The sequence below is a fragment of the Thermogemmatispora aurantia genome (assembly GCF_008974285.1).
Lineage (GTDB): Bacteria > Chloroflexota > Ktedonobacteria > Ktedonobacterales > Ktedonobacteraceae > Thermogemmatispora > Thermogemmatispora aurantia.
Window position 1 is genome coordinate 573314 of record NZ_BKZV01000002.1, and the last position, 25998, is coordinate 599311.

A 25998-nucleotide genomic window follows, 5' to 3' on the forward strand; every position below is an offset into this window, starting at 1 on the left:
GTTCCATCTGCCAACTGTCCTCACTTCATGGCTGCTTCTTCTTCCTGCAGGTTAAAGCGCTTGCGGAAGCGTTCCACACGGCCAGCCGTATCGAGGATGCGCTGCTGACCCGTGAAGAACGGATGGCACTTTGAGCAGATGTCGACCTTGAGCACCGGCTTGACACTCATGGTCTGGAAGGTATTGCCACAGGAACAGACGACTGTGGCCTCGACATAGGTTGGATGAATCCCCTTCTTCATGACACAGACTCCCTAGTCGTATTGACACGTAGGATTATTGGCGAGCACACTGGTATCGCGTACGCTTGTAGCGACACGATTGTAGCGAGAGGAATGGAGTACGTCAAGGCGCGGCGGCCCCGCTCGCTCGATCTGACGGGGCTTCTCCTGCGCTAGCGAGACCGCGGCCAGCCCTTGCCAGCCCGCTCCCGCCGATGGGGAGCTTTCCCTTTCTCTCTCCTTCCCCCGGACAGGATGGGTCACCCTGTCTTGCGCCGTGGGGATGGATACCCGGGACTATTTTATCATAGTAACACAAATCTGGCAGGATTTATGCCCGATTCTCTCGATAGCTTCTGTCGCTGCTAGCCCGTGGCTGCCAGCGCGCTCCGACTCGCTCATGTGATACACTGCACTTGGACAAGGTGATCTATTTCCGCCCGTGAGAGCGGTTAGCAGAGGAGGCACTTGCCCAATGATCGAACGCTACACCCTGCCGGAGATGGCCGCGATCTGGTCGGACCGGTATAAAACAGATACGTGGTTACGTGTGGAGCTGCTGGTTTGCGAGGGCTGGGCGCGCGAAGGCGTGATTCCTGCCGAGGCGCTGGAGAAGATCCGCCAGGCCAGTTACAATGCCGAGCGCATGCGCGAGATCGAGCGCGAGACACACCACGACGTGATCTCGTTTCTGCGCTCGATCCAGGAGCAGCTGGGACCAGAGGGGCGCTTTATCCATCTGGGCCTGACGTCTTCGGATATCCTGGATACGACGCTGGCCGTGCAGATCAAGGAGGGCGGCGCGTTGCTGCTGGCCAGCCTCGATCGCTTGCTGGCTACGGTCGAGCAGCAGGCTCTCACCCATAAGTATACGTTGATGGTCGGGCGCACGCATGGTATCCATGCCGAGCCGCTAACCTTTGGGTTGAAGCTGGCGCTGTGGGTCGATGAGCTGCGCCGCGCCCGCCAGCGCCTGGAGGCCGCTCTGGCCGAGGCCGCTGTTGGCAAGATTTCTGGTGCAGTGGGCACGCATGCAACGGTTCCTCCGCAGATCGAGGAGTTCGTGTGCTCTGAGCTGGGCATCGGGGTAGCACCAGTCTCCAGCCAGATTGTGACACGCGACCGCCATGCTCAGTTGATGACGGCGATGGCGCTGGTCGGCGCCTGCCTGGAACAGATGGCCCAGGAGATCCGTCATCTGCAGCGAACCGAGGTCGGTGAGGTCTTTGAACCATTTGCCTCGGGTCAGCAGGGATCGTCGGCGATGCCGCATAAGCGCAATCCTGAGCTATGCGAGCGCCTCTGTGGCCTGGCTCGTGTCCTGCGCGGCTTCGCGGTGACAGCGCTGGAGAATGTGGCACTTTGGCACGAGCGCGATATCAGTCATTCTTCGACGGAGCGCATCATTCTACCAGATGCTTTTACGCTGCTGCACTATATGCTCCATATTTTCACCCAGGTGATGGCCGGCCTGGAGGTGGATACGCGCCGCATGCAGGCCAATCTCCAGATGACCGGCGGCCTGATCTTCTCGCAGCGGGTGCTGCTGGCTCTGATCGATAAGGGGGTCGGACGCCAGGAGGCTTACAAGATGGTCCAGCGCAATGCTCAGAAGGTCTGGCGCCTGGCCAGTGACGGCCCGATCCGCGGCCCGGCTCTCCTGGAGGCGTTGAGCAGCGACCCCGAGGTGACGCGCTACCTCTCGCCCGAGGAGCTGCAGCAGGTGATGCAGATCGATTACTATCTTCCCTATATTGACACAGCCTTCCAACGTCTGGGATTATCTTAGGCAGGGAGGCACCGGGCACTTTGCTGTGTCGCGCATCGCCATCGATTTCTGCCCGGTGAAGGATCTGGCGCGTGACTAGAACATTGCTTGCCTCAACGGTCGAGCAGCCACAGGCCATCTCTCGACGCCACTGGCCTGTGCTGCTCGGCCTCGCCCTTGTGAGCGAGGGGCTGTATGTGCTCCTCTTGCTGGCACTGCGTCCAATTGCGGGCCTGGGACTGGTCCCGACGCCGCTGCTGGCCCTGCAACCCTGGAACAACCTGGCTCTTCCCTCTTCGCGGGTTGAGGCCATAAGCCTGCTGCTGACCCTATTGCTGGCGCTGACAGCCTGCTACGCTCTGGCCGGTTGGCGCGCTCTGGCCGGCGATCGCCCGGGCAGCTCAGGTTCGATGCTGGGCCTGGTGCTGGGACCTTCCTTACTCTTCGGCCTCACGCTCTTGTGCTTGCCGACGCTCTTTAGCGACACGGCCTTCGCCTCTTTATTCAGTGGGCGCCTGATCGCCCTCTACGGCCTTGCCCCCTGGCGAACGACCCCGCCCGCACTCGTCTCCGATCCATATTGGTCCTGGCTCACACCGCTCACCCGGCACAGCCCCCTGGTCTATGGTCCCCTCTGGGAATGGCTCTGCGCCCTGCTCGCCCTCCTGCCCGGGGCTTCTTCCCCAGCCTTGGGCCTGCTCTTGCTCAAGGGCTTGCTGCTGCTGGCTCACCTGCTCAATACCCTCTTGATCTGGTCCCTGCTGGGACGGCTGGGAGCCTCACCGCGAGCGCACTTTACCGGCAGCCTGCTTTACGCCTGGAATCCGCTGGCTCTCCTGGCCCTGGCCGGCGATGGACACAGCGAGGGGCTGCTGTTGACGCTGCTGCTGGTCGCCCTCTGGGGGCTGCTGTCCAGAGAGCAGGAAGGACGCTCACAGGCTGTCGCTCTGCTTGCCGAGGGAGGGGCCTTGGTGGCGCTCGGTCTGGCGATCGCTCTCAGTCCGCTGGCTCTCCCTCTGTGGCCGCTGCTGGCTGGTTTCTCGCTGTGGCAGAGAGCTGCAGCAGGCTCCAGGTGGAGCAGGCTCTGGGCCTGGACCTGGCGCTTGCTGTTACCAGCCGTCGTGGTGCTGCTGCTAGCGCTGCCTTTGTGGCACGGGGCCGACAGCTATCGCGCTGTCATGGCTGCCTCGGGCTGGCTCTCCTTTGCTCACTCGCCGCTGGCGCTGCTGGTTCCTCTTCTTCGCCGGCTTTATACGCCTCTAGCCGTGCTGCTGGACTCGCCGCGTCACCGCCAGCCAGCTCAACCTGCCGAGCTAACGGTCAAAGGTGGGGCCCTCTTCTGCTTCGCTCTGCTCTTCATCTGGCTCCTGGCCAGTACGTCCGCTCGATTCCGCTCAGGCCGCGATTGCCCTCCACCAACCGCCGCACAAGCCCTATCCTCGCTTATCACCGCATGCTTATTAGCACTCGGAGCCTGGTTGCTGCTACTCAGCTTCAATTTCTGGCCCTGGTATGCCCTGCCCCTCCTGGGACTGGCCACCCTGCGCCGCAGGGATGCTCTGAGCGGGAGCGCGCTCCTCTTCTCTCTTACTGCGCTGCTCAGCCTCGCCATGCTAGGGATCAGCAGTGCTCTCGGGCAGGCTCTGGAGGGATTACTCATCTTTCTGCCTCCTCTCGTCTATCTGACAGGAGCTTTTTTCTGGAGAGGAAGACGAGCTATTTTCAAGGAGGCGTAAAGCAGCACATGACAGACGAAATCAAACAGCGCAAGCTCGAACATATCACCGTGGCTTTAGAGGAAGGGATTGGTGTCAGTCAGCGGGCCGGTTGGGGTGATATCCACCTGGTTCACCAGGCGCTGCCCGAGATTGACCTGCAGGAGGTCGACACAACAGCCACTTTTCTGGGGCGACGCCTGGCCTGCCCGGTGGTCATTTCCGCTCTCACCGGCGGCCACCCAGAGGCTATGACCATCAACCGCAATCTGGCGCGGGCGGCGGAGCGCTACGGGCTGGCACTCGGGGTAGGCAGCCAGCGGGCTGCGCTGGTCAATCCTGACCTGGTCCCGACCTACGCTGTTGTCCGCGACGAGGCACCCCAGGCCTTTGTCATTGCTAATATCGGTGCGCCGCAGCTGATCGACCAGGAACGCCATCCCGCCTTTACGCTCTCTCAGGTTGAGCAGGCCATTGCCATGATCCAGGCCGATGCCCTGGCGATTCATATGAACGCACTCCAGGAGGCGACTCAGGTCGAGGGCGATCGGCGCATGCGCGGTGTGGCCACGGCCCTGCGGCGGTTGACCGCGGAGGTCACGGTGCCAGTGATCGCTAAGGAGACAGGAGCCGGCGTTTGCCGTGAGCAGGCCCTGCTGCTGCGCTCCTGCGGGGTGGCCGCAATCGATGTCGGCGGGGCTGGCGGCAGCAGTATGTCGGCACTGGAGGCCGCGCGGGCCCGCTCCCACGGAGCGACGCAAGCCCAACAGATCGGACAGCTCTACCGCGACTGGGGGATTCCGACGCCGATTGCTCTGGTGGAAGCTGGGATAGCCGGCCTGCCGTTGATCGCTACCGGCGGCGTGCGCAGCGGTTTGGATGTAGCGCGGGCCATAGCGCTGGGTGCGACGCTGGTCGGGATGGGTTTTCCGTTTCTGAAGGCGGCCAGCGAGAGCTACGAGCGCGTCTGCGAGCTGCTGGAGCAGACACTGACGGAGCTGAAAATCGCTATGCAGCTGAGTGGAGCAGCCGATCTAGCGTCCCTGCGCCAGGTGGATGTGGTCGTCACTGGCGAGACGCGCGCCTGGCTCAGCTTGCGTGGCTTTGAGGAGGAGCTACGGGCTTTGGCCAATCGCCGCGTCAGGGCTGCTACCTACAGCGTTCCAGTGGTAGAGACAGCGCCGGAAGAGCATCAGCGACCCCCGTCGGTCGATGGCCACAGCTGAGCGAGCCACTTTTGCGCACATCGAGAGGGGGGCCTATCTGCCTGCGCCCTCCCCTGCCTCACTGACTCACTGGCCGCGGCCCTCGCTCAGCTGCTCTTCGAGGATCTGCCAGTCCTGGATGGTGTTGACGTTGAGGAACGAGCGCAGCTCGGGGTCGAGGGGCCGCAGCTCTTCCTCGCTCAGCCAGCGCACAGGGGCGACAGTGAGCAGACTGCGGGGATTGCGCTGGCCCCGAGACAGCAGGGCGGCGATGACGCTCACCAGGGAGCGAGGATAGCGTGCCAGCAAGACCTGCGGACGCTGTCCAACCAGGGGAATAGCCAGCCGCTCGTCATGAGCAGGCAGGCCGAGCAACCAGGCCAGCAATTGAGGATGAAGCAGTGGCTGGTCGACGGCCAGCGCCACAGCCTGTGGAGCCCGGATAGCAAGCAGGCCGCTATAGAGGCCCATCAAGGGACCTTGATCGGGGACAAGATCGACAACCAGACGCACCGCCGCTGGGAGCTGGTCAGCATAGCACGCGGCACTGCTTTGATCGCGCACCACGACAAGCACTTCCGGCGTTTGCGCCAGAGCCAGACGGGCCAGGCGCCCGAGGAAAGTCTGGCCTTTCTCCTCAGCCGCCGGCAGCGGGAGCAGGGCTTTGTCATATCCCATACGCTGACTGCGCCCGCCGGCCAGAATCAGGCAGGCCGCGGCTGGCGGGACAGGCGCAGAGACCCGTTGAGGGGCGGCAGGACGCAGCTTCTTCATCATCAGTAGGTGGGTATAGGTCATGGCGGGTTGCCCCAGGTTGGCCCGGACTCGATAGCTTTCCAGCAAAAAAGCCTCCCCCCAAGCCCACGCCCAGTCGTGGCGAGAGCACGAGGGCAGGCCCGTTGCGGTGGCTTTCTATTACGCTGGCGAGCAAACTAACTCACAAGCGAGTGAGCAAGCGAAGGAAAAAGGTATTGGCGTTGGCCGTCGCCCAGCGCAGCACCCCTCAGCGGGAGGCCGCACGCGCCTTGGCCTTGCGGCGGCTGCTCTTCGGAATGTACTGCTGGCGTTGTCGATAGGCCACAAAACTCGCCTGCTCTTGGGGGAACTTGCGCACCAGATAGACCACCCACCAGATCGCCCAGCCTACCAGCCACAGCAGCCAGAGATAGCGCCAGACACGCCAGGCAAAGAAGTACTGATCCAGGTAAGCGCGGGCAAAGATCAGTGGATAGCCAACCAGGCAGATGGCCGTAAACCAGCTCAAATAGCGGTCCAGCATATACTTGATCACGGCCTGGTTCTTAAAGAAGCGCTTGCGCCCCTCGACTGCGTAGTAGAAGCAGATCAGCAGCCCAGCGGTACAGAAAATGAGCCAGGGCACATAGAAATGGAAGGCTTCGGGGCCTCCCAGGCCAGCGTTCTGTCCCGCCGTCCAGGGATCAGTGAAGAGCCAGCTAATCAGGTTGAAATTCATCGTGCTCCCTTCTGCTCCGAGCGAAGAATAAGTTCGCTGCGCTGCGTAGATATCAGGAGATATCGGGGGATATGATACCATGCTCAGGCAAAGGAGTCCAGAGGTTGTCGCCGGCTTCCTCCTGCCCCCTGGTCAGCTGACCCCTTCTACGCAGACTGGCAGGCAGAGGGCGCGAGAGCGCCCAGGGCGACCAGCGGCGATCTCCTCTGATATAATGGAGAGCAAGCGCTCTCAGCCCGCGCTGCTATGCTAGCTTATCCTAACAACGGCAAGGAGTCCCCTTATGTCCCCGACGCGACGCATCGTGATCATGGCCGAGGGCCATTTTGAGTGGCACTACGGCAAGACAGCCACGGGCATCATCCGCTACAGCCAGGACCCGGTGGTGGCCGTGATTGACAGCACACACGCCGGACAAGATGCCGCTCAGGCCCTGGGTGGAGACCTCGGGCGCGGCATTCCTGTGGTGCAAGACATTCACGAAGCCTTGCGCTACCAGCCCACTACGCTCATCATCGGCGTAGCCCCAATCGGGGGTGATCTACCGCGGGCCTGGCGTGCCCAGCTGCTTACCGCCATCGAGGCCGGCCTGGAGATCATCAGCGGCCTCCATTATTTCATCGCCGATGACCCCGAGCTGCGAGCCGCCGCCGAGCGGCGCGGCGTGACCATCTGGGATGTGCGCCGCCCGCCTGATAAGAAAGTTGTGGCTGCTTACAAGCCGCATCGCCCCGGCAGTCACACGGTGCTCACCGTTGGCTCCGACTGCGCCACTGGCAAGATGACTGTCGCTATTGAACTCGATCGCGCCGCCCGCGCCCGCGGGCTAAACAGCGCCTTCTTCGCCACCGGACAAACAGGGATCATGATCGCCGGACGCGGCCTGCCTGTCGACCGCATCATCAGCGATTTTATCGCTGGCATGGTCGAGGAAATGACGCTGGAACTGGCGGCCCAACACGATTGGGTCTTTGTGGAGGGCCAGGGATCGATCAACCACCCCGGCTACTCACCGGTGACACTGGGCCTGCTGCACGGCTCGCTCCCCGATGCCATGATCTTTTGCCACCAGGCCGGGGCCACCACGATCGAGGGTTATCCGCATTGCCCGCTACCGCCTCTGCCGCGTCTGATTCAGATGAACGAAGAGGTAGTCAACTGGCTGCACCGTCAGCATAACAGCAAAGTGGTGGGTATCTCCCTGATTACGCGCGGCCTCTCCCTGCAGCAGGCCGAGGAGGCCATTCGCCGCACCGAAGATGAAACGGGCCTGCCAACTACCGATGTGCTGCGCTTCGGCCCGGAGAAGCTGCTCACGGCCCTGCTGCAGCACTTCGGCGCTGCAACCAGCTAAGATAAGAACGGAACGGCACTGCCTGCTGTCTGCCCTGTGCCAGCTGGCGCCGGGCAGGCCGCTGACTCAGGCGCTCAGGCTAACGATCGTCACGCCATCTCCGCCTTCGCGCGCCGGCGCCGGCTGATAGGACTTGACGAGCGGGTGCTTGGCCAGGTGCTCACGCACCGCTGAGCGCAGAGCGCCAGTCCCTTTGCCGTGGACAATACGCACCGCCACCAGGCCAGCCAGGGCGGCATCGTTGAGGTAGCTCTCCAGCTGCTCCAGCGCCTCCTCGACGCGCCAGCCGCGGATGTCAAGCTGCATGGAGACCTCGGGACGGTCCTCGGCGCGCGGCAGTACGATTGCCGGAGCCTGACGACGGCTCCGATGCTCAGCCGCCTGCCGTCCGCCGAGACGCCGCAGGTTCTCCAGCGGCACGCGGAAGCGCAAGGCCCCCATCTGTACCTCAGCCTCGCCTCGCTCGGGCGCCAGGCTCACCAGCTCGGCATTCTGACCGAAATTGAGCACCCGCACCAGATCACCAACCTGCAACGGTCCCTCGCTTAGCTCATCCCGCTCCTCCCGCGGCTGGCTCTGAGCTGGCTCGGGAAGCAGCTCCAGCTTCTCGTCCAGCTGACGCACCTGGCGCCGCGCCTGATCGAGACGCTCGCGCGTCAAATTGACGCGGTGCACATCTAGCTTGATACGCGCTAGCTGAGCCTGTACCTCCTCGACCTCACGCCGTGCGCGGGCCCGCGCCTCATTAAGGATGCGCACGCGCTCGCGCTCCAAGCGATGGCGCTCCTCTTCAAGCTGACGGCGCTGATGCTCGGCCTCAGCGCGCTCCATACTCAGGCGGAAGCGCTCATCAGCCACGGCCTTGCGCTCGTGCTGTAGGCCCTCTAGCAGCGTCTCCATGCGCACGCCGGCACTGCCCAGGAATTCCCGCGCCCGCTCGATGATCTCCTCATCGAGGCCCAGGCGACTGGCAATGGCCAGGGCATTGCTACGGCCCGGCAGACCAATACTGAGATGGTAGGTCGGCGAAAGTGTCTCGACGTCAAATTCGACCGAGGCGTTCACCGCCCCAGGCTGCTCATGGGCGAAGGCTTTCAGCTCGGTGTAGTGCGTCGTGGCTACCGTGGTGATGCGTCGCTCCAAAAGGAAGCTGAGGATGGCCCGGGCCAAGGCCGAGCCTTCGCTGGGATCAGTGCCGGCCCCCACCTCGTCGAGCAAGACCAGGATGGGCGGCACCTGCTCGCTACCTCTGATGCTGCTGGCAACCAGCTCATGCGCGCCTTTGCCGCTGATAGCGGGCCGGCTGCGTTCATGCCAGTCCTCGATCTGGCGGACGATTTCGATGATCCGGCTCAAGTGCGAGGAGAAGGTGCTCAGGTTCTGCTCGATGCTCTGCTCGTCGCCAATGTCGGCAAAGACCTCCTCAAAAACGGCAATTTCGGAGCCGTCTTCAGCAGGAATATGCAGCCCGGCCTGAGCCATCAGGGTCAGCAGGCCCACCGTTTTGAGGGCAACGGTCTTGCCGCCGGTATTCGGCCCGGTGATGACGACCATGAAGAAGTCGTGCCCGATGCGGAAGTCGATCGGGACAACACGCCCGCTGAGCAAGGGGTGACGGGCACCACGCAGCTCGATGCGCCCCTCGTTGTTGAGGCGCGGCTCGCTACAGCGCAGCTGGCGGCTGTAGCGGGCTTTGGCCAGGTGCAGGTCAAATTCGGCCAGGCGCTCGACCATCGCCGTCAGCGCCTCGGCCTCACGCCCAATCTCGTGAGAGAGTGTGCGCAAGATGCGCTCGATCTCCTGGCGCTCTTCGATCTGCAACTGGCGCAGATGGTTGTTCATTTCGACGATGACTAGCGGCTCAACGAAGAGCGTGGCGCCACTGCTCGATTGGTCATGAACAATGCCCCGCACGAGGCTACGGTTTTCGACTTTGACCGGGACGACGTAGCGCTCGTTGCGAATGGTAATGATCGGCTCCTGGAGAGCGGGCGCCAGTTCGTTGACGATGGTGCGCAGCCGCTCCTGCAGGCGCTGGGTGGCGCTGCGAATCTCGAAGCGCAGGCGCCTCAGCAGAGGGCTGGCACTATCGAGGATCTCGCCGTCTTCGTTGACGGTCTCTTCGATGCGCCGGATGAGGTGAGGCCGCTCAGGAATGGCCTCACCCAGGCTCCGCAGGAGCGGGAACTCGTCGGGATCAAGCTTCTCCAGAAGACGCGCTACCTGGGCCGCGCTGCGCAGGGTGTTGAGCACCTCCACTAGTTCGGTGGGCGTCAGTACCCCCTCGCGGGCAGCACGCGCAATCAGCGCCCGGATGTCACGCGCCGGCCCCACACTGGCATTGGCCTGGACGTCGAGCAGATGCACCGCTTCGCTGGTGTAGGCCTGCCGTTCCCGCACCTCTTCGAGACTGGTCGCTGGCTCCAGAGCCAGCACCAGCTCTTTGCTGGCGGAGAAACTGGCCTCCCGGGCTACTCGCTCCAGGATTTTGGGATATTCAAGCGTCTGAATACTTTTTTCGTGCATAGATGCCTACGGATACCAGTCAATACTCGCTGGTAATGAGTTCTCATGATGTCGGCCCCAGTGCACTGCTTTCCTGTTCTCCCCACCTCTGTACTAGCAGGTCAGGGTAATCAGTATTGAACCGGGGCGGCAAAAAAATAAGATAGCTTTAGCATACCATACCATACAAACACGAGGGAACGGCGAAACTATGCCCGGTACCGCAGTACCCAGCTGCCTGGCGGATTCCTCCGACGATCTTGAGCGTCTCTAGCCCGAGCCCGGAGCAGCTAACGCTCCAGCCTCTACTATAGTTCCAAGAGCGGCGACGATAACGACTGAGCCTGGCACCTGAGCTTTACCGCACTCCCGCCCGGAGTCAGGTTGCAGGGAGGCGTCTACCCCCCTCCCGTTTCCTCTGGAAAGAGGCAACCCTCTGACGTTTATAACCTCTAGAGGCTTATCGTTTCGTCTCTCTGGCTATAGCCGGGAGAGTGTAGAGAGAAGAGAGAGCGTTGCGCCATCACTGGCAGTGACAATGCTCTGACGAAGTAGCACACCGCGGAGAGGAGTATCTGTTATGATTCTTCATCTGGGCGAGGCGGTTTATTGGGGGAGCGTCGAGGTGATTTTTCTAGCCGGGACGATTACTGCTCTGGACGAGGAGCGCCAGACCGTGACGGTGCGAATTGAGCGGGCAACGCCTAACGCGGCCCATCTGATCGGTCAGGAAGCCGAATTTTTTGCCGATGGCTTGGAGCCGTTGACGGCCCTGGGCGAGCTTCCCCCAGGTCTGACAGACCATCCAGTGGCCGAGCGGCAGCCATTGCCAGCCATGGATGAGGCGGAGAAGCTGCGGCGCGCCGCTGCCGCCGCCGTGCACCAGCTCTACGGCTATCACCGCCTGCCAGCAGAACAGGAGCAGGCGCTCATCGCCGAGGTACGGGTCATGCTGGAAGCTGACCCGGCCCTGCGCGCGCGGACGCTGGCGACGATGGACGAGATTCTACGCCTGGACTTTTTGGGCAGTCGATCGACATCTCCCCACTCTGACCAGAAGGAGGGGGGTGCCTCCTCCTAGCCCTCGTCGGTACAGACCCAATATGATATGCTCTATGCGAGAGGAGTGATGGCCAGCAGAGGAGGCGACTCGATGCGCCGTCACGCCGAATAGCGAGACGAGGTGAACACCGTGCAATGCCCGCATTGTTCCGCTCCCATCGCCCCAGCAGCGCAGTTTTGTCCCATCTGCGGCGCCGCTCTGGCCACTCCAGCCAGCCCGAAACCCGCCTTCCCTGTCCCTGGCAGCGAACCGGCTCCTGTTCGAGCGCCGCAGCAACTGGCCAGCCGTGGTGCCGTCGTCACTCCTGCACGCCGTCGGCATCATGGCAGACGCTGGCTTCTCGGCTGTCTCGGCACACTTGCTATCCTGCTCATTCTGCTCCTGGCTTCCTGGGCCTTCCTCATTCGTCCCACTCTGAACCGGCTGGCCAAGGAGCAGATCAATGCTGCCCTCGATAGCGCCGTTCAAGAGATCGACCCTACGCGTACCACCCAGCTGCCTGGCGGCCCTGTCCGTCTCAGCGAGACCTTCCTCAACAACCTGCTCACGCTGGCTCACTCGCCCAGCAGCCCTATGCAGGACGCGCACTTTACTGTTACTCCCAGCACCATCACCCTCACCTTCACGCTCTATGGGCAGGCCAATAGCATTAGCGCCGTGCCCCTGGCCAGCGCTGGCCAGCTGCACGTCAGCGATCTCCACATCCAGGGTCCCATCGGCTGGATTCTCTCCGACGACGATCTCACTACGATCGTCAACCAGCATCTGGCCACAGCTCAACAGCGTCTCCGTCATCCAGTGCTGGCCGTCGTGCTCCAAAATCACGCTGTCGAGCTGCTCCTTGGTCCCCCCTCCAACGCCAATGGTTCGTCTGCCTCCATCCTCCTCGCCGCTGCCCGGGTCTGAGCAGAGGCATGGGAAAGAGCAACAGCGACAGCAGCAACTGATCTGGCTGTAGTGGCAGAGGATGCGAGGAGGCAGAGGGCCGCGTCAGCACTGCCGGTGGCAGCTGGCTGGCGCTCTGGCGCTGGTGGACCTCGGCAAAGACCGAGGAGACATCGGGCAGGAAACCATTGTTATCCTCTCCCAGAGGCCAGTAGACCAGGGCCGCGCGTCCGATGATATTCTTACGCGGTACAAAACCCCAGTCGCGCGAGTCCGAGCTGCCTGCCCGATTATCCCCTAACACAAAGTAGCTATCGGGCGGCACAACACGATTGGAAAAGGAAGGATAGGGATTGCCCTGCCGACGCGGATCAACGTAGGTCTCATGGAGGGTCACGCCGTCGACGATGACCGTTGTTCCCTGAATCGTGATCACATCGCCTGGTATGCCGATGATACGCTTTACATAATCCTGACTGGGATTGGGCGGGGCAACGAAAACAATCACATCACCGCGCGCTGGCGCATGGAAGAGGTACGACCACTTATCGACGAGGATTAGCTCTTTGTCATGGAGGTTCGGCTCCATGCTCATACCTTCAACGTAGAAATTCTGGATGGCAAAGCGAATGATGAAGAACATCAGCCCCGTGAGGACGAGGGTCTCGATCACTTCACGGACCAGACGCCAGCGCTTCTCAAAATCAAGCTCCGGATTCATGCGAACTCCCGGCGCTAGACACGCCAGTGTGCTCAGGGTATTTCAGCCAGTACTATTATAAGGCACCGTGGAGACAAACTCTACAGCTCAGGAGCACCTTCCCGCAAGATAAGAGGCCGTGACAGGCCCCCGTTCGACTCTGCTCCTGCTCATCTTCCCTCCTCCTTTCGGGCTATGTCCCTGGATAGGGAGATCACCTCCGTGCCCGGCTGGTTGCAGGCCAGAGCGGCCCGTCGTTGGTTTGTCCTTTAGCTGAGGAAGCGAAAAGATTGGAGCATTGGGACAAAGGCGCTCCGAGAGAGCTGTTGATAGCGCACCTCTGGCACGACAATGTAGATGCTGTAGAGCCTGGTCTGCGCCGAATGAGCGGGATGGTTAGTCGCCAGCAAAACGATCTCCATGCGGACCTGCTGCCCCAGGATCTGCACATCGCCCGTGGCTCCCTGCTGCTGCCAGATCTGGCCCCCTACAGTAACGGTGGGCGCCAGGCTCACCCTCTTGAAGTTCTTGTAGAGGCCGCTTTTCTCAAAGGTGTCCAGGCTCACGCTGACGGTCTCTTCCGGCGAGGTGGCCGCGTTGGGGTTGGGCACGACCTGTACTGAAAGCGTTGCGCTGTCGGCCTCGTGGCTGAATTCAACACTGCTGCCAGCGGGACTGACTTGCCAGTCTGGCAGGTAGCCGATGCTGAAGCCGTCGCCCCGGTAGAGCCTGAGTTGCACTCCTCCAGGCACCGTGATCAGACCAGCGGTCGGGCTGGCATTGGCCCGCGCCCCTGCGCCCGGTGTGGCGGCCTCGGAGTTGTTGCTCCCTCCTCCACAGGCGACTCCCATCATAGCGAGGGTTACGAGGAGTATGAGAAGAGAGAGAGGCATAGCGCTGGCATGGTCGCGAATGAGTCGTCGTTGACAGGCAGCGCAGGCGAATCGAGACATAGCACACCCCCATTCCTCATAGAAATCATCGCCGCTTCTCTGCGTCTTCAGCGCACCGAAGCGCTGCATCTCGAAGAAGCCGGCTTGTGCGACAGGTTGCGCAACGGGCGTTATTATAGCATATCCAGCCAGCCTGCAGAAGAGAATTTCTGGCTACCACCCTCGGCCTCACGCCATGTCATCAATGGCTGTGCAAGAAGAGAACAGTACCCTGAGCCAGACCGCTTCCAGGCCGCTCTAACGAAAAACGATCAGGTCCTCCTGACTTGACGCAGCAGGTCCTGTGTTGTACCCTGATAACAATATGGAACGTTTGTCTTAGTCCAGTGGCTCGTAGCCCCCGCCCGCCTGCCCAGGACCAGGACTTTATTCCCCAGGACAGGACTTCTTGAGCCAACCGCAGCATTCTCGATCTGCAGAAGATACAGTCCGGCAACTTGACATCAAAAGAGATAAGACAAAGAAAAGAAAAGAGAAGCTTGGGGATCTCAACAGTGGATAAGATCGTTATCCGTGGCGCACGAGAACATAATCTGAAGAATATCGATCTCACTATCCCTCGCGACAAGCTGGTGGTCATCACTGGGTTGTCAGGCTCCGGTAAGAGCAGCCTGGCTTTCGATACCATCTTCGCCGAGGGCCAGCGCCGCTACGTCGAGTCGCTCTCGGCCTACGCTCGCCAGTTCCTCGATAAGATGGATAAGCCCGATGTCGACCACATCGATGGGCTGTCACCGGCGATCTCGATTGATCAGAAGGGAGCAACCCACAACCCACGTTCGACGGTCGGCACGGTGACGGAGATCTATGACTATCTGCGCCTCCTCTACGCCCGCGTCGGCCATCCTCATTGCCCTCGCTGCGGGCGCGAGGTGAGCCGTCAGACCGTCCAGCAGATTGTCGACGCGATCTTACAGCTGCCCAACGGGTCGCGCATCATGTTGCTGGCTCCGTTGGTACAGGGACGCAAGGGCGAGTATAAGCATATCTTCGAAGAGATGCGCCGCTCGGGCTACGTGCGCGTCCGCGTCGATGGCACCATCTATGATCTAAGCGAGAATATCGAGCTAGATAAGCAGAAGAAACACTCGATCGAGGTGGTGATCGATCGCCTGGTTATTCGCAAGGCGGGACGACGCCCTGCCCTGAGCCTGCTGACCTCCAGCCAGACAGGCAGCTACCCGGATGTGCTCCCGGCTCCTTCAACAAGCGAGCAGCAGGCACTGCACCGCGTGGCCGAGGAAGCGGTCCCTTATGCTTTGCCTTCGCGCCCCCCTGCAGACCAGGATGGCAAGGAGGGCGAGCCAGGCCTCTTGCGGGCGGCGACTCCTGCAGAAGAGACGGCAGCGACCCTGGCCGAGCAGGATGAGGTGGATGCGGCTTTCCGCCAGCGCCTGACCGATTCGTTAGAGACCACGCTCAAGCTGGGCAACGGCGTGGCCCTGGTCTCCATCGTCGGCGGTGAGGAGGTGCTTTTCTCGGAGCGCTTCGCCTGCGTCTACTGCGGTATCAGCTTGCCAGAGATCGAGCCGCGCACCTTCAGCTTCAACAGCCCGCACGGCGCCTGTCCAGCCTGCACAGGCCTCGGCACTCAGCGCGAGCTGGACGCCGAGCTGTTGGTGACGAACCCCGACCTGACAATCCGTGAGGGCGCCATCGCCCTCTGGAGCAAGATGATCAATGGCAGCCAGTGGGAGTCAGCCAAGCTGGAGGCGCTGGCGAAGCGCTTTCAGATCGATCTCGATCGTCCCTGGCGCGAGCTATCGCCCGAGCAACAGCAACTGATTCTCTACGGTACCCAGGAGCCGCTGACGATTCGCTATACGCCCCAGCACGGCCAGACGCGCTCGTATACGGTGACCTTTGAGGGAGTGATCCCCACCTTGGAGCGCCGCTATCGTCAGACGGAGAGCGAGCTGATCCGCGAGGAGATCGAATCGTATATGTCGACGCGGCTCTGCCCCGAGTGCCGAGGAGCGCGTCTGAAGCCGGAGGCGCTGGCGGTGACGGTCGGTGGACGCAATATCGTGCAGGTGACGCGCCTCTCGGTGAAGCAGGCTCAGCGCTTCTTCCTGGAGCTGGATGCCGGTCCGGCCCCTTCTCTGGGGGTGCAGCCGTTGACCGGCGGCTACAACGAGGACGGCGAGCCGCGCGCGCCCGATCCGCTGGCCCCGATCCCTCCCAATGAGCCGCTGGTCAAGGTACGCTTGAGCGAGCGCGAACGGTTGATTGCCCGTCAGATCCTCAAGGAGATCCGCGCCCGCCTGCAGTTCCTGGTCGACGTGGGCCTGGACTACTTGACGCTGGACCGCACAGCGATGAGCCTCTCCGGCGGCGAGGCCCAGCGTATCCGCCTGGCGACTCAGATCGGCTCCGGGCTGATGGGCGTGCTCTATATTCTGGATGAGCCAAGCATCGGCCTCCACCAGCGCGATAACCATCGCCTGATTCAGACGCTTTTGCGCCTGCGCGATCTGGGCAATACGGTACTGGTCATTGAGCACGACGAGGATACGATGCGCGCCGCCGACTATATTATCGATATCGGCCCAGGCGCGGGCGAGCACGGTGGCCAGGTGGTGGCAGCAGGCACATTCGACGAGGTGGCCGCTCATCCGCAATCGTTGACAGGCGCTTACCTCTCGGGCCGGCGACGCATCGCCACCCCTACCCAGCGCCGGCCTGGCAATGGCCACTTTCTGACCATTGTGGGCGCTCGCGAAAATAACTTGAAGAATATTACCGTGCGCATCCCGCTGGGCAAGCTGGTAGCCATTACTGGCGTCTCTGGCTCCGGCAAAAGCTCGCTGATGATCGATATCCTTTATCGCAAACTGGCGCAGGCACTCAACCGTGCCCACGAGAAGCCGGGAGCCCACGATCGTATCGAGGGCATCGAATACCTGGACAAGGTGATCGACATCGATCAGTCGCCAATCGGACGCACACCGCGCTCGAACCCGGCAACCTATACGAATGCTTTTACGGGCATCCGCGACCTGTTCGCCCAGGTGCCCGAGGCACGTCTGCGTGGCTACCAGCCGGGCCGCTTCTCCTTCAACGTCAAGGGGGGGCGCTGCGAGGCCTGCAAGGGCGAGGGTATTGTACGCATCGAGATGAACTTTTTGCCCGATGTCTACGTGCCCTGTGAGGTCTGTCACGGGAAGCGCTACAATCGCGAGGCGCTAGAGATCCGCTATAAGGGGAAGAACATCGCCGAAGTGCTGGATATGACCGTCGAGGACGCCATGCACTTCTTCGAGCACGTGCCGACGGTCTATAGCAAGCTAAAGACGCTCTACGATGTTGGTCTGGGCTATATCCGCCTGGGCCAGCCGGCGACGACCCTCTCCGGCGGCGAGGCTCAGCGCGTGAAGCTGGCAACGGAGCTGTCGCGCCGCGCTACGGGCCGGACCCTCTATCTATTGGATGAACCAACGACGGGCCTGCACTTCGCCGACATCGAGCGTCTGCTGAATGTCCTCCAGCGCCTGGTGGACGCCGGCAATACGGTACTGGTGATTGAGCACAATCTGGACGTGATTAAATGTGCAGACTGGATCATTGATCTGGGACCAGAGGGTGGCGAGGCCGGAGGTGAGGTGATCGCTGAGGGAACGCCCGAGGAGGTGGCCTTGCAGGAGCGCTCTTACACCGGCCAGTTCCTCAAAGAAATCTTTGCCCGCGAGGGCCGGGAGGCCAGGGAGGCCAGGGTCTAAGCGCCTAACTACCTGCTCCTCTCCCGGCTCTCACGCTACGCTTCCTCTGCTTCGCTCAGCGCTGGCTCCAAGCAGCAGGTTCGGCGGAGTAGTCGATCCATTGCCTTAGCCAGCTCGCCAGTGGTTACCGCTAGCTTGCCCAATGGCGCATCGGCAGTCCAGGCACAGGTGAGCGGAAGGTGGGCAGGCGCGACATCGCCAGCGAGCCGATGTAGACGGTCCGCAGGTCAGGTCCTCCAAAAGTGATGCTGGTCAGCGATTGCAGCGTCCGCCCGGCGCAGGCGGCCATGTCGGCAGGAGTGGCTGTACCGCTGGCCACTTTCTCTTCGAAAGTCGAGAGGACCTCTTCGTTAGCCTCCTCAAAGACGACGTGATAGTCGCCGTCGGTGGTGATAATGCCAAGGCCGTTGCGCAAGGGGGTCGTCACCCAGACGTTGCCCTCCGCATCAAAGGCAAAGCCATCGACAACGGCCCCCACGCCGAGGCCATCGGGTCCAAAGACCTCCTTGTCGGTCAGGCTACCATCGGGCTGGACGCGGAAGCGCAGGATGCGGTTCTTCATGGTTTCGGCAACATAGAGAAATTCCTCTTTGGCATCCAGACGGATCTCGTTGGTGAAATAGATGCCATCATAGACGATGCGGGGCCCCTTCTCGTCAAGCAGCACAATATAGCCATCGGGACGTGGCTGTGCCGCGGCGGGCCACCACTGCTGTTCTCGCGTCGAGAAAGCCAGCCAGAGGCGATCTTTGCTATCGATGAAGACATAGTTGGCACAGGTGGTAGGGACGCCATCGACTTCGGTCAGGACATCCTCGCTGTGGCCATCGGGGAAGAGACGCTGGATACGCCCATTGCCGATGTTGGCGATGTAGAGTGAGCCATCGCGGGCCATCGCCAGGCCGTTTGGTTCGCCCCCCAGGCCACCGAAGAGAAGAATTGCTGGCTCCCATCAGGAGCAATGCGCATAACGCCGCCGCGACCGTCTGAGGTCCAGAGGGTGCCGTCCGGCTGCGCGATGATCGACTCGGGACGGACAAGATCGTGACCGGTGTAGGTGAGAGCGCTCAGTTCAAGGCGAAATTCCTTGATAGGAGGATGGCTGTCGCTCATGATGCTTACTCCCTTTCTTCTTTGAAGAGGGTCCTACTGCCTGGACCAGTCGTTTATCGCCACAGATGACCCCCTCGTCACGGCGCCCTTGCTGGCCTCAGAGGCAGTAACTGGCTAAGAGGGGTCAGTGCCTCATTCTGTGACAGATTGTATACTATCGCCTCATGTTGATGCAATGCGCAACGGACTGGAGTAAGATGAGGCCCGGTCTCGGCCTCGCTTCTCCAAGTCCAGCCCAGCCCTCGTAGTGGAAGCTGCAGTCGAGAGCCAGCTCGTACTGCACGGAAGAACGCCAGAGGATCACCGCGCAGACGCAAGCGACTAGCCATCTGAACGGGCGCTACCTCGTGTCAGCCGCTGCCTTATCCCCAGTAGCCAGGCCAGGCAGGCACAGAGCAGGGCCAATACGATTCCGAGGGGGAAGATGTTGTTCAGCTGCAGCGCTATCTGGAAAGATTGGCCGCCCTTCAGCTCCGCAAGCGGCAGCGAGAAGAGCGCTAGATGTAGCGACTGGGCCGTGAGGATCTCATAGACGATCAGCCCACCTACTCCCAGGAGCAGCAGGAGCAGAGCCATGAAGATCCCGAATAGGAGGCACTCAAGCGAATACCTGACAAGCCGGATGAGCATTGCAACATCTCCTTTGCACCAGCCTTGTGGGCCAGTTCAAGCATGGCCAAGCTATAAGAAATTTCACTTACTTCTGCGCGAGGAGCCTTTACTCTGGCGATCCAAACTCAAGCGCGCTCGTGCCGCAGGCGGGCAGTCCCCAGCCAGAGACTGCCTCTGTAGAGCGCCAGCACCAGGAGCAGGGCAGCTGCGATCTCGATCAGCAGCTGGACTACGGTTCCACCTGGCAGACCGTGCAACATCTCCTGTACATGGAGATATAGCATTGAGAGAGGCACATCTATCAGTAAAAGTACCGCCCCTACTGTCAGCATGCTCAGCGGATCACCGGTCGAGTAAGGCAAGAGAATTCCCATGACGAAGCAGAGCGGTGGGAGCAACAGGGCAGGCGGCAACCAGAGCAGCATGAGATCAGGGCGCCCAGCTACCAGCAGCAGGACCAGCGTCGCCAGAGACCAGAGCACAAAGGGGAGCACCAGGCAAGTCCAGAACTTGGCGGACAGTAAAAGGCGCAGCTCTAGCGGTGTCGCTGTCAGCACGCGATAGGCATGACGATCGCGCCCCCACGAGGTCTGGCTCAAGCTAGCCAGTAGCGGTAAGAACACAGGAGGGGCCACCTGCGCCAGTAGTAAGAAGAGGAGAGGATTCGTCGTGCGCGTCAGCAGGAGACCCACCAGCGTGGTCAGCCAGATCCCGAAGATCATCACACTATCGATCACCAGGTAGTCATAACGACAGAGACTTTTCAGCTCGTAGGCACAGGAGGCCCACCACAGTGGTGAGGGAAAGGGCAGCCAGCGCAAAGGTGCCCACTGACCTCGCGTGCCCGTTGCTAAGCGCTCACAGTGCTCCAGTAGGAGGCCATAGAGCACCCCTGCCAGCAGCGTCCCTGCTAAGAGCAGGCCCACCCCAGCGAGGACCGCCTCCAGGCGCGGCTCCAGCACAAGCGCCATCCAGCGGACCGGCAGAAGCAGCGTCCAGGCCGGTAGGCCCTCCAGCGGGACGGAGGTCAGCGTGAGCAGGGGTAGATCCAGCAGCACCAGACCCAGGACCAGGCCCAGCCCGAGTATGCTAAGGCGTATGCCAGGACGCTCTCTACCGAAGAGGCGCAGCGCCCCATAGAGCAGGGCTTGATGGAAAGCCAGCGTCAGCAGATTATAGCAGAGAAGGGCGAGCACGAGCGCCAGCACCAGCTGTAATGGTGTAATCAGGCCCAGGCTTGCCAACGCCAGCAATGCCGGCCCCCAGAGCAGGGACTGGATGACCACCAGTGTCAGCAGGCCGGGCAGCAGCAGACCAATACGCAGCTGCAACGAGGAGAGCGGCAACGGCAGCATCATGCGCCTCAGCCGCGTATCGTCGGGCGACAGCATGATCACCAGAGACAGAATCATAAAGGAGAATACGAGAAAGAAATTACACAGACTGAGCATGACCAGGGGCCTGAGTTGCCGCACCAGACCATCGCCCACCAGCAAGCTTTCGCCCAGCTCATGGAAGAAGCCATAAGCCAGCAAGCCAGTTAAAGGGAGTGCCAGCAGCCAGAGAGGGAGGAACAGCCATAGTCCCGGCATGCAGCGCAGCAGCTGGGCCAGGCGATGCCGCCAGGTTGCTATCACTAGCCTAGAAACGTGCCAGCACATGATCAAGCTCCTCATCCTGTTGGCCCAGGCCAAGGGCCTGCAGGAAGACCTCTTCCAGATTGGCAACAGCATAGTGCTCCAGTAAGGACCGCGGCGCGCCCTGGGCCACCACCCGGCCCCGATGGAGCAGGATCACCGCATCGCAGAGGTCCTGAGCCATGAGCAGGTCATGCGTGGAGACCAGCACGCCTACCGCGCGCTCTCGCAGCCGACGCAACAGACGCTTGACCAGAATGGTGATCTCGGGATCAAGGCCCGAGAGCGGCTCATCGAGCAAGAGCAGACGTGGTTGATGGAGCAAAGCGGCAATGATCTGCAGCTTTTTGCGCTGGCCGTGTGAATAGGTCTCCAGGAGATGGTGAGCCTTCTCTTCAAGGCGCAGCAGGGCCAGATATTCCCCGACCAGGCTCCATTGCTCTTCAGAGAGACGATAGATGCGGCGTAGAAATTCAAGATATTCTAGGCCAGTCAGGTGATCGATCACTTCCTGGGAGTCGGGGATAAAGCCAAAGAAGAACTTCTTGCGCGGGGGCACGCGCTGAAGCTCTTCGCCATCGAGAAGGATAGTGCCAGTAGTCGGTGGCAGCAAGCCGACGAGCATCGAGAGCAGGGTTGTCTTGCCGGCGCCGTTGGGGCCAAGGAGACCGACAATCTGGCCCGCCGGTACCGCGAATGAAACACTATCGACGGCGGTGAAGGTGCCGAAGCGCCGGCTGAGCTGGCGCACTTCGAGCAGCGGTCTTTGCATCCTGCCTGTTTCCTCCTTTATGGGAGTGAGATAAAGCTCGCTCCAGCTCTGATTGGTAGCAAGGGTAGGGGGAGCGCTTCCTTACGCCTGTTCCGTCGCTGCCACCTCTGGCAGGTCCGGCTCTTCAGTCAGAGTCTGATCCTTTGAGCTTGTTCCTTACCGAGTTGTCCTGGTTACTCACTTTGCTAGCTCACTCTCTTGTTTAAACGTCTCTCCCTCGCTTTTTCCAAACGCCAGTGCCGATGTTCTGAAGAGGAGATCGCCAGAGCAGCTTTTTCTAAGCCGATAAAATCCACTCTTTGGGAACAGCGCTTCCCCGATAATGGAATGTCCATAGAGCGGACAAAGTTGAACTATATAAGTTTATGCTTTATAATCCCCTGTAGGGTAACTGCTCTCTCTACTATCTAATTTCCGCTGCCAGACTGAGACAAGGAGGTCGTGGACACTTGCTATGAACCGCGAAGAGGGCCAGCACTGGGCAGCGAACAGAGCTTTGAGAAAGGCTCGCGAAGAGCGTGGCTGGAGTCGTGAATATCTGGCCGGTGTGCTCGGCACTAACGCCTTCACCATCTACCGCTGGGAAAGTGGTAGGGCCTATCCAGGTCCCTATTTCCGTCAGAAGCTCTGTGCTGTCTTCGGATACGAACCCGCTGCTCTTGGCCTCACCGGCAGAAAGCGGCATGCCACTCCTCCCTTGGGGGAGCTGACGAACCCGCATTCGCAGCCAACACCTTCTTCCACGCCGCCTTCGCCTACATTTTGGTCGCATCTGCCCTTGCAGGGACGCACAGCTCTACTGAATCAGCTGCGGAACTTGCTGTGTCAGGAGGAGCCTCCGACAGACATCGCCCTTTATGGTCTGCCAGGGGTCGGCAAAACTGCTCTCGCCTGCGCTCTGAGCCGGTGTCCGGAGATTCGCCAGTACTTTAGCGCCGGCATTCTCTGGGTTTCGCTGGGCGAAACTCCCGAGAGCGAGAGTCTGCTCTCCTCCTGGAGAAGCTTGCTGGAAGTTCCTCCCCCTTCCTCGCCAGTCGCTGAGCATGCAGCACTTCCAGAGCGCTCTTCAGATCATACACAAGATTCGCATCCCTCAAGACGACGTTTTCTACTTATCATAGATGATGTCTGGGATATAGAGTCTACTCTGAGCTTCCGCCTCGCCCCGCCAGGGAGTGTCTATCTTTTTACCACCCGTTCGCCACGCCTGGCTGCCCGTCTTGCTCCCCATCGCATTGTAGCGGTGCCGCCGCTAGAGCCAGCAGCGGCTCTGGAATTGCTACGGATGCTCGCGCCTCAAGCTGTGAACCAGGAGCCAGCCCTGGCCATGCGCTTAGTCGAAGCTGTTGGTGGCTTGCCTCTGGCCATGCTACTCCTGGGCAGCCACCTCTATGAGGAGTCGCTGTACGAGCAACCGCGCCGTATTGTAGCCGCTTTTCGCCATCTTCTTGAGCGACCAGCTCGCTGGTTCTCGCTCTGCTTACCAGCGAGTGGCAGCCATGCCGGGCTGCTCCGGGAGAGCCTGCAGCGCAGTCTTGCTCGTTTGCCTTCCGCTGCCCTGGCGCTTCTCCATTCCCTGGCAGTTTTCTCTCCCCAACCTAACAGCTTTAGCGAGGAGGCCGCCGCTGCAGTTTGTCAGTGTGAGGCGACGACCTTCACTACGGCGCTCGATCTCCTCTGTGACAGCGGCCTGCTGGAATGTCGGGCTGCCCGTTATAGCCTGCACCCGGTGGTTGGGGCCTATCTTCGGCTTGATCAGCCCGAGCTGAGCGCCGCCGAGCGCCATTTAGTTGACTACTACGCCGCCCTGGTCCGGCAGCAGCTCGCTGCGGGCAGCCCTCCATCGCTCGTTGAGCGAGAGAATCTAGAGACAGCCTTGCGGTTGGCAGAACAGCACGGAATGCTTGAGGCGCAGCGTCTCCTGCTAGCGACTTTGGAGGCTCTGGCCGAGAGGCTTGTCCTTGAGCGGCCAGGTCCACTGAACCTTTAAGAGCAGCAGAGGGAGCAGTCTCTGCAGGCTGCCCCTCCTGCTGCTCTGGCCGGTCAGTGCAGTGTCCGCTTAGACCGTCAGGATCTGCGGCTCATCGAGGCTGGTCCAATACTCGGTAACCCCGCTGCTACAGCTCTCGGTCTCCAGCAGCCCGCTTGCAGCCGCTCGCAGCACCTCTAGCGCCTCCTGCAGCGCCTGCTGCCGCTGACGACGGGCCCGCCAGGTCTTCACGCTCAGCTGGATCTCTCTGACAAGCAGGACGAGAGTCACCAGCAGCCCCACACTGAGCACCGGGGTCGCAGCTTCCAGAATCATTACCTGCTCCGGACACGGCATCTCAGGAACCTCCTTGGAGCGTCAAGAAAACAAAAAAGCTAGCTGCCAGTACAGCGACGAATACGCCTATCGCTCCAATCAGCTGCCCCACACGTTCCGGACCAAGTGGCAAACGCCACACCCGTAACCAGAGGAGCACATCGCTGACCAATAATACCAGAAGGCATACAAGAGCAAACACTGCAGGCAGCACGTTTCACTTTGCCTCCAGACCGGGTCTATACAGCTCGCCTGAGCTCTGAAGCAACGAGCAAGCTATGCTCACTCAGACGCTATCAGGGAAACGACGACAGTTTCGTTGAGATACGTTCCGGTCTTATGACACCAATCGCCGGTCCGACCTATCCCTTGCTTTCTTCAGCCTCGCCAGCAAGGCCGGGCCACATCTCTGTCTCGTGGAGAATCAGCAGGGGCAGATAGGATGCTTCTTGTTCTTTGAGGTAAGCTGTGATCAGATAGAGACCTGATGCAGGAGCAACAAACGTCACGGCTTCCCTGATGATACTCATCCTGAGCGAGCTTGGAGTCCGAGAGGATGGATGATACGTCAGCTCCTTCCACTCTAGGCGGCGCGGCTGCGACGTGATCAGGCGGGCCGGCTGCCTCCCCTCTCCAAGAGGCCCGTCAAGCGACCAGGAGAATTCTCCCGGCCCCTCTCCACAGATAATCGCATGAAGCACACCATGCACCTGGTAGGGGAAAAAGGCCGTCACCAGGCCGTTCCCCAGCACTTCCAGAAAGGAAGCCCGTGGCTGGATAGTCAAAGGCCAAAAGGCTTCAGGGCGTGTATTGCGGGGTCCTGTTACGGTGCTCTGCCGAAAGATGGAGATTACTTCGAGACCAGTGACAGGATCTTCTTCGCTGATGGCTCCCGTCACTTTCTCGACTTCCAGTACACCCGCCTCCCTCATCCTTTGCCGGGCAAGCTGGGAGATTATCGGCGAGGGGCGCGCCGAGAGCAACAGGAGCGATTGAATCCAAATCGACGGATGCGACATGAGGCTTTCCTTTCTTGACTGCACCACCTGCACATTAACAGAAGAGCGAAGCCCTCGTATTATATACTTTCTCTCCTACCACTTATCCTCTCCTAGTCTAGGAGAGCGTTAGTAGAGCCTCAAGGTTACGGTTGCCATGCCCAGACATCCGCTTCCGTCCATAGGGTCGGACCCCACCAGAATTGCGCAGCCCCAGAAACATACCATTCCCATAGCGTGTTAGTGGCAAAGCTCCAGCACCCTGTTTCGCCCCAGGTAGCAGTCCAGTCCGTAGTCGCAGTACCGTCTTTCCAATTTCCGTTTACATAAAGATCCCCCTGTTCGTCCACCGTGGCTGTCCAGGGGCTGGCTTCAGCTCCACCAAGCCCATAACCACATAGGAAACTGTTATCCCAGTACACCCAGACTAGTGAAGCGGTGACCGTGAGTAGATAGTTTCCCGACGAGGCCGTAGCGTCTGGAGCAATAGCCCGAGCTGCCACAGAGCTAGTCTTCTGCTGAAGGGTCTTAGCAGTTACAAAGGCAATCCCTGGCGTCTTCCTCAACTTCGCTAAACTATATTTTTTCACCACCCCATGTGTTGTCTGTACCGTCTGATCAGGCTGGGGAGCAGAATCGGCAGAAACTCGAGTCACAGGAACGAAAGCGATGACAAGAGCAATCAGGACAGCCACCCCCCAGTGCTTGGGCAAGGCTTCGCTTCAACCAGTCCGGTAGCTGCCACTTGCCGCGCTTGATGCCTCTGACGACGGGCCCGCCAGGTCTTCACGCTCAGCTGGATCTCTCTGACAAGCAGGACGAGAGTCACCAGCAGCCCCACACTGAGCACCGGGGTCGCAGCTTCCAGAATCATTACCTGCTCCGGACACGGCATCTCAGGAACCTCCTTGGAGCGTCAAGAAAACAAAAAAGCTAGCTGCCAGTACAGCGACGAATACGCCTATCGCTCCAATCAGCTGCCCCACACGTTCCGGACCA

General features: G+C 60.8%; 22 protein-coding genes and 1 pseudogene. 8 read left to right on the plus strand and 15 right to left on the minus strand.

What is annotated here, in order from left to right; genetic code table 11:
- Positions 1–20: 20 nt before the first annotated feature.
- Both rpmE and KTAU_RS09070 read right to left on the minus strand, forming a co-directional pair.
- Positions 21–242, minus strand: coding sequence for a 50S ribosomal protein L31 (gene rpmE / locus KTAU_RS09065; protein WP_052889984.1), 222 nt, complete (start codon positions 240–242; stop codon positions 21–23).
- 12 nt (positions 243–254) lie between these two features.
- Positions 255–485, minus strand: a complete 231-nt coding sequence (locus tag KTAU_RS09070; RefSeq protein WP_151728079.1) for a hypothetical protein — start codon at positions 483–485, stop codon at positions 255–257.
- A 211-nt stretch (positions 486–696) separates the two neighbouring features.
- Here KTAU_RS09070 and purB point away from each other — a divergent pair, with 211 nt between their 5' ends.
- The 3 genes from purB to fni all read left to right on the plus strand — a co-directional run bounded on the left by purB (position 697) and on the right by fni (position 4930).
- On the plus strand, positions 697–2010 hold the full coding sequence (gene purB, locus KTAU_RS09075) for an adenylosuccinate lyase (protein ID WP_151728080.1): 1314 nt from the start codon (positions 697–699) through the stop codon (positions 2008–2010).
- 71 nt (positions 2011–2081) lie between these two features.
- Entirely contained in the window at positions 2082–3725 is a 1644-nt protein-coding gene (locus KTAU_RS09080; protein ID WP_151728081.1) for a hypothetical protein, read from the plus strand.
- Positions 3726–3733: 8 nt separating this feature from the next.
- Positions 3734–4930 carry a type 2 isopentenyl-diphosphate Delta-isomerase gene (gene fni / locus KTAU_RS09085; RefSeq protein ID WP_151728082.1) on the plus strand — a complete coding sequence of 399 codons (1197 nt, stop codon included), beginning with the start codon at positions 3734–3736 and terminating at the stop codon, positions 4928–4930.
- Positions 4931–4996: 66 nt separating this feature from the next.
- Here fni and mobA read toward each other — a convergent pair whose 3' ends face one another.
- Entirely contained in the window at positions 4997–5752 is a 756-nt protein-coding gene (gene mobA, locus KTAU_RS09090) for a molybdenum cofactor guanylyltransferase (RefSeq protein ID WP_151728083.1), read from the minus strand.
- Positions 5753–5912: 160 nt separating this feature from the next.
- On the minus strand, positions 5913–6383 hold the full coding sequence (locus KTAU_RS09095) for a hypothetical protein (RefSeq protein WP_151728084.1): 471 nt from the start codon (positions 6381–6383) through the stop codon (positions 5913–5915).
- 283 nt (positions 6384–6666) lie between these two features.
- On the opposite strand from KTAU_RS09095, the gene KTAU_RS09100 reads away from it, so the two are divergent.
- The gene (locus KTAU_RS09100) at positions 6667–7737 is read left to right on the plus strand and encodes an N-acetyltransferase DgcN family protein (protein WP_151728085.1); all 1071 of its coding nucleotides are present in this window, start codon (positions 6667–6669) and stop codon (positions 7735–7737) included.
- 66 nt (positions 7738–7803) lie between these two features.
- Here the strand turns inward: KTAU_RS09100 and KTAU_RS09105 are convergent, their stop codons facing one another.
- A complete protein-coding gene (locus KTAU_RS09105) occupies positions 7804–10263 on the minus strand; it encodes an endonuclease MutS2 (RefSeq protein WP_151728086.1) in 2460 nt (819 codons plus the stop codon).
- Between the two features lie 559 nt (positions 10264–10822).
- On the opposite strand from KTAU_RS09105, the gene KTAU_RS09110 reads away from it, so the two are divergent.
- Together KTAU_RS09110 and KTAU_RS21895 are read left to right on the plus strand one after the other, a co-directional pair.
- Positions 10823–11323: a hypothetical protein gene (locus KTAU_RS09110; protein ID WP_151728087.1), complete on the plus strand. Its 501-nt coding sequence runs from the start codon at positions 10823–10825 to the stop codon at positions 11321–11323.
- 102 nt (positions 11324–11425) lie between these two features.
- Complete coding sequence (locus KTAU_RS21895; RefSeq protein ID WP_228026373.1) at positions 11426–12211, plus strand: zinc ribbon domain-containing protein; 786 nt, start codon at positions 11426–11428, stop codon at positions 12209–12211.
- 193 nt (positions 12212–12404) lie between these two features.
- Here KTAU_RS21895 and lepB read toward each other — a convergent pair.
- A pseudogene (gene lepB, locus KTAU_RS21900) lies at positions 12405–12911 on the minus strand (signal peptidase I); the annotation flags it as partial.
- A 248-nt stretch (positions 12912–13159) separates the two neighbouring features.
- Positions 13160–13843, minus strand: a complete 684-nt coding sequence (locus KTAU_RS09120; RefSeq protein WP_151728089.1) for a hypothetical protein — start codon at positions 13841–13843, stop codon at positions 13160–13162.
- Between the two features lie 485 nt (positions 13844–14328).
- Between KTAU_RS09120 and uvrA the strand changes: the two genes are divergently transcribed.
- Positions 14329–17562 (plus strand): excinuclease ABC subunit UvrA, encoded by a 3234-nt coding sequence (gene uvrA, locus KTAU_RS09125; protein WP_194174674.1) that lies wholly within the window; start codon positions 14329–14331, stop codon positions 17560–17562.
- A 130-nt stretch (positions 17563–17692) separates the two neighbouring features.
- On the opposite strand, the gene KTAU_RS09130 is transcribed toward uvrA, so the two are convergent.
- From KTAU_RS09130 to KTAU_RS09145, 5 genes are all read right to left on the minus strand, one after another.
- Positions 17693–18457: an SMP-30/gluconolactonase/LRE family protein gene (locus tag KTAU_RS09130; protein WP_228026374.1), complete on the minus strand. Its 765-nt coding sequence runs from the start codon at positions 18455–18457 to the stop codon at positions 17693–17695.
- Entirely contained in the window at positions 18367–18675 is a 309-nt protein-coding gene (locus KTAU_RS21905) for a hypothetical protein (RefSeq protein ID WP_228026375.1), read from the minus strand. The genes KTAU_RS09130 and KTAU_RS21905 overlap by 91 nt, the downstream gene beginning before the upstream one ends.
- Positions 18676–18996: 321 nt before the next feature.
- Positions 18997–19305, minus strand: a complete 309-nt coding sequence (locus KTAU_RS09135; protein WP_151728090.1) for a hypothetical protein — start codon at positions 19303–19305, stop codon at positions 18997–18999.
- Positions 19306–19412: 107 nt separating this feature from the next.
- Positions 19413–20948, minus strand: coding sequence for a hypothetical protein (locus KTAU_RS09140; protein ID WP_151728091.1), 1536 nt, complete (start codon positions 20946–20948; stop codon positions 19413–19415).
- Positions 20929–21696 (minus strand): ABC transporter ATP-binding protein, encoded by a 768-nt coding sequence (locus KTAU_RS09145; protein WP_151728092.1) that lies wholly within the window; start codon positions 21694–21696, stop codon positions 20929–20931. Before KTAU_RS09145 ends, KTAU_RS09140 begins: the two co-directional genes overlap by 20 nt.
- A 496-nt stretch (positions 21697–22192) precedes the next feature.
- Between KTAU_RS09145 and KTAU_RS09150 the strand changes: the two genes are divergently transcribed.
- Complete coding sequence (locus KTAU_RS09150) at positions 22193–23686, plus strand: helix-turn-helix domain-containing protein (RefSeq protein ID WP_170293172.1); 1494 nt, start codon at positions 22193–22195, stop codon at positions 23684–23686.
- Positions 23687–23755: 69 nt separating this feature from the next.
- Here the strand turns inward: KTAU_RS09150 and KTAU_RS09155 are convergent, their stop codons facing one another.
- From KTAU_RS09155 to KTAU_RS09165, 3 genes are all read right to left on the minus strand, one after another.
- Positions 23756–24022: a hypothetical protein gene (locus KTAU_RS09155; protein WP_151728094.1), complete on the minus strand. Its 267-nt coding sequence runs from the start codon at positions 24020–24022 to the stop codon at positions 23756–23758.
- Between the two features lie 341 nt (positions 24023–24363).
- Positions 24364–25020 (minus strand): hypothetical protein, encoded by a 657-nt coding sequence (locus tag KTAU_RS09160; protein ID WP_151728095.1) that lies wholly within the window; start codon positions 25018–25020, stop codon positions 24364–24366.
- 661 nt (positions 25021–25681) lie between these two features.
- Complete coding sequence (locus KTAU_RS09165) at positions 25682–25894, minus strand: hypothetical protein (protein ID WP_151728096.1); 213 nt, start codon at positions 25892–25894, stop codon at positions 25682–25684.
- Positions 25895–25998 lie beyond the last annotated feature (104 nt).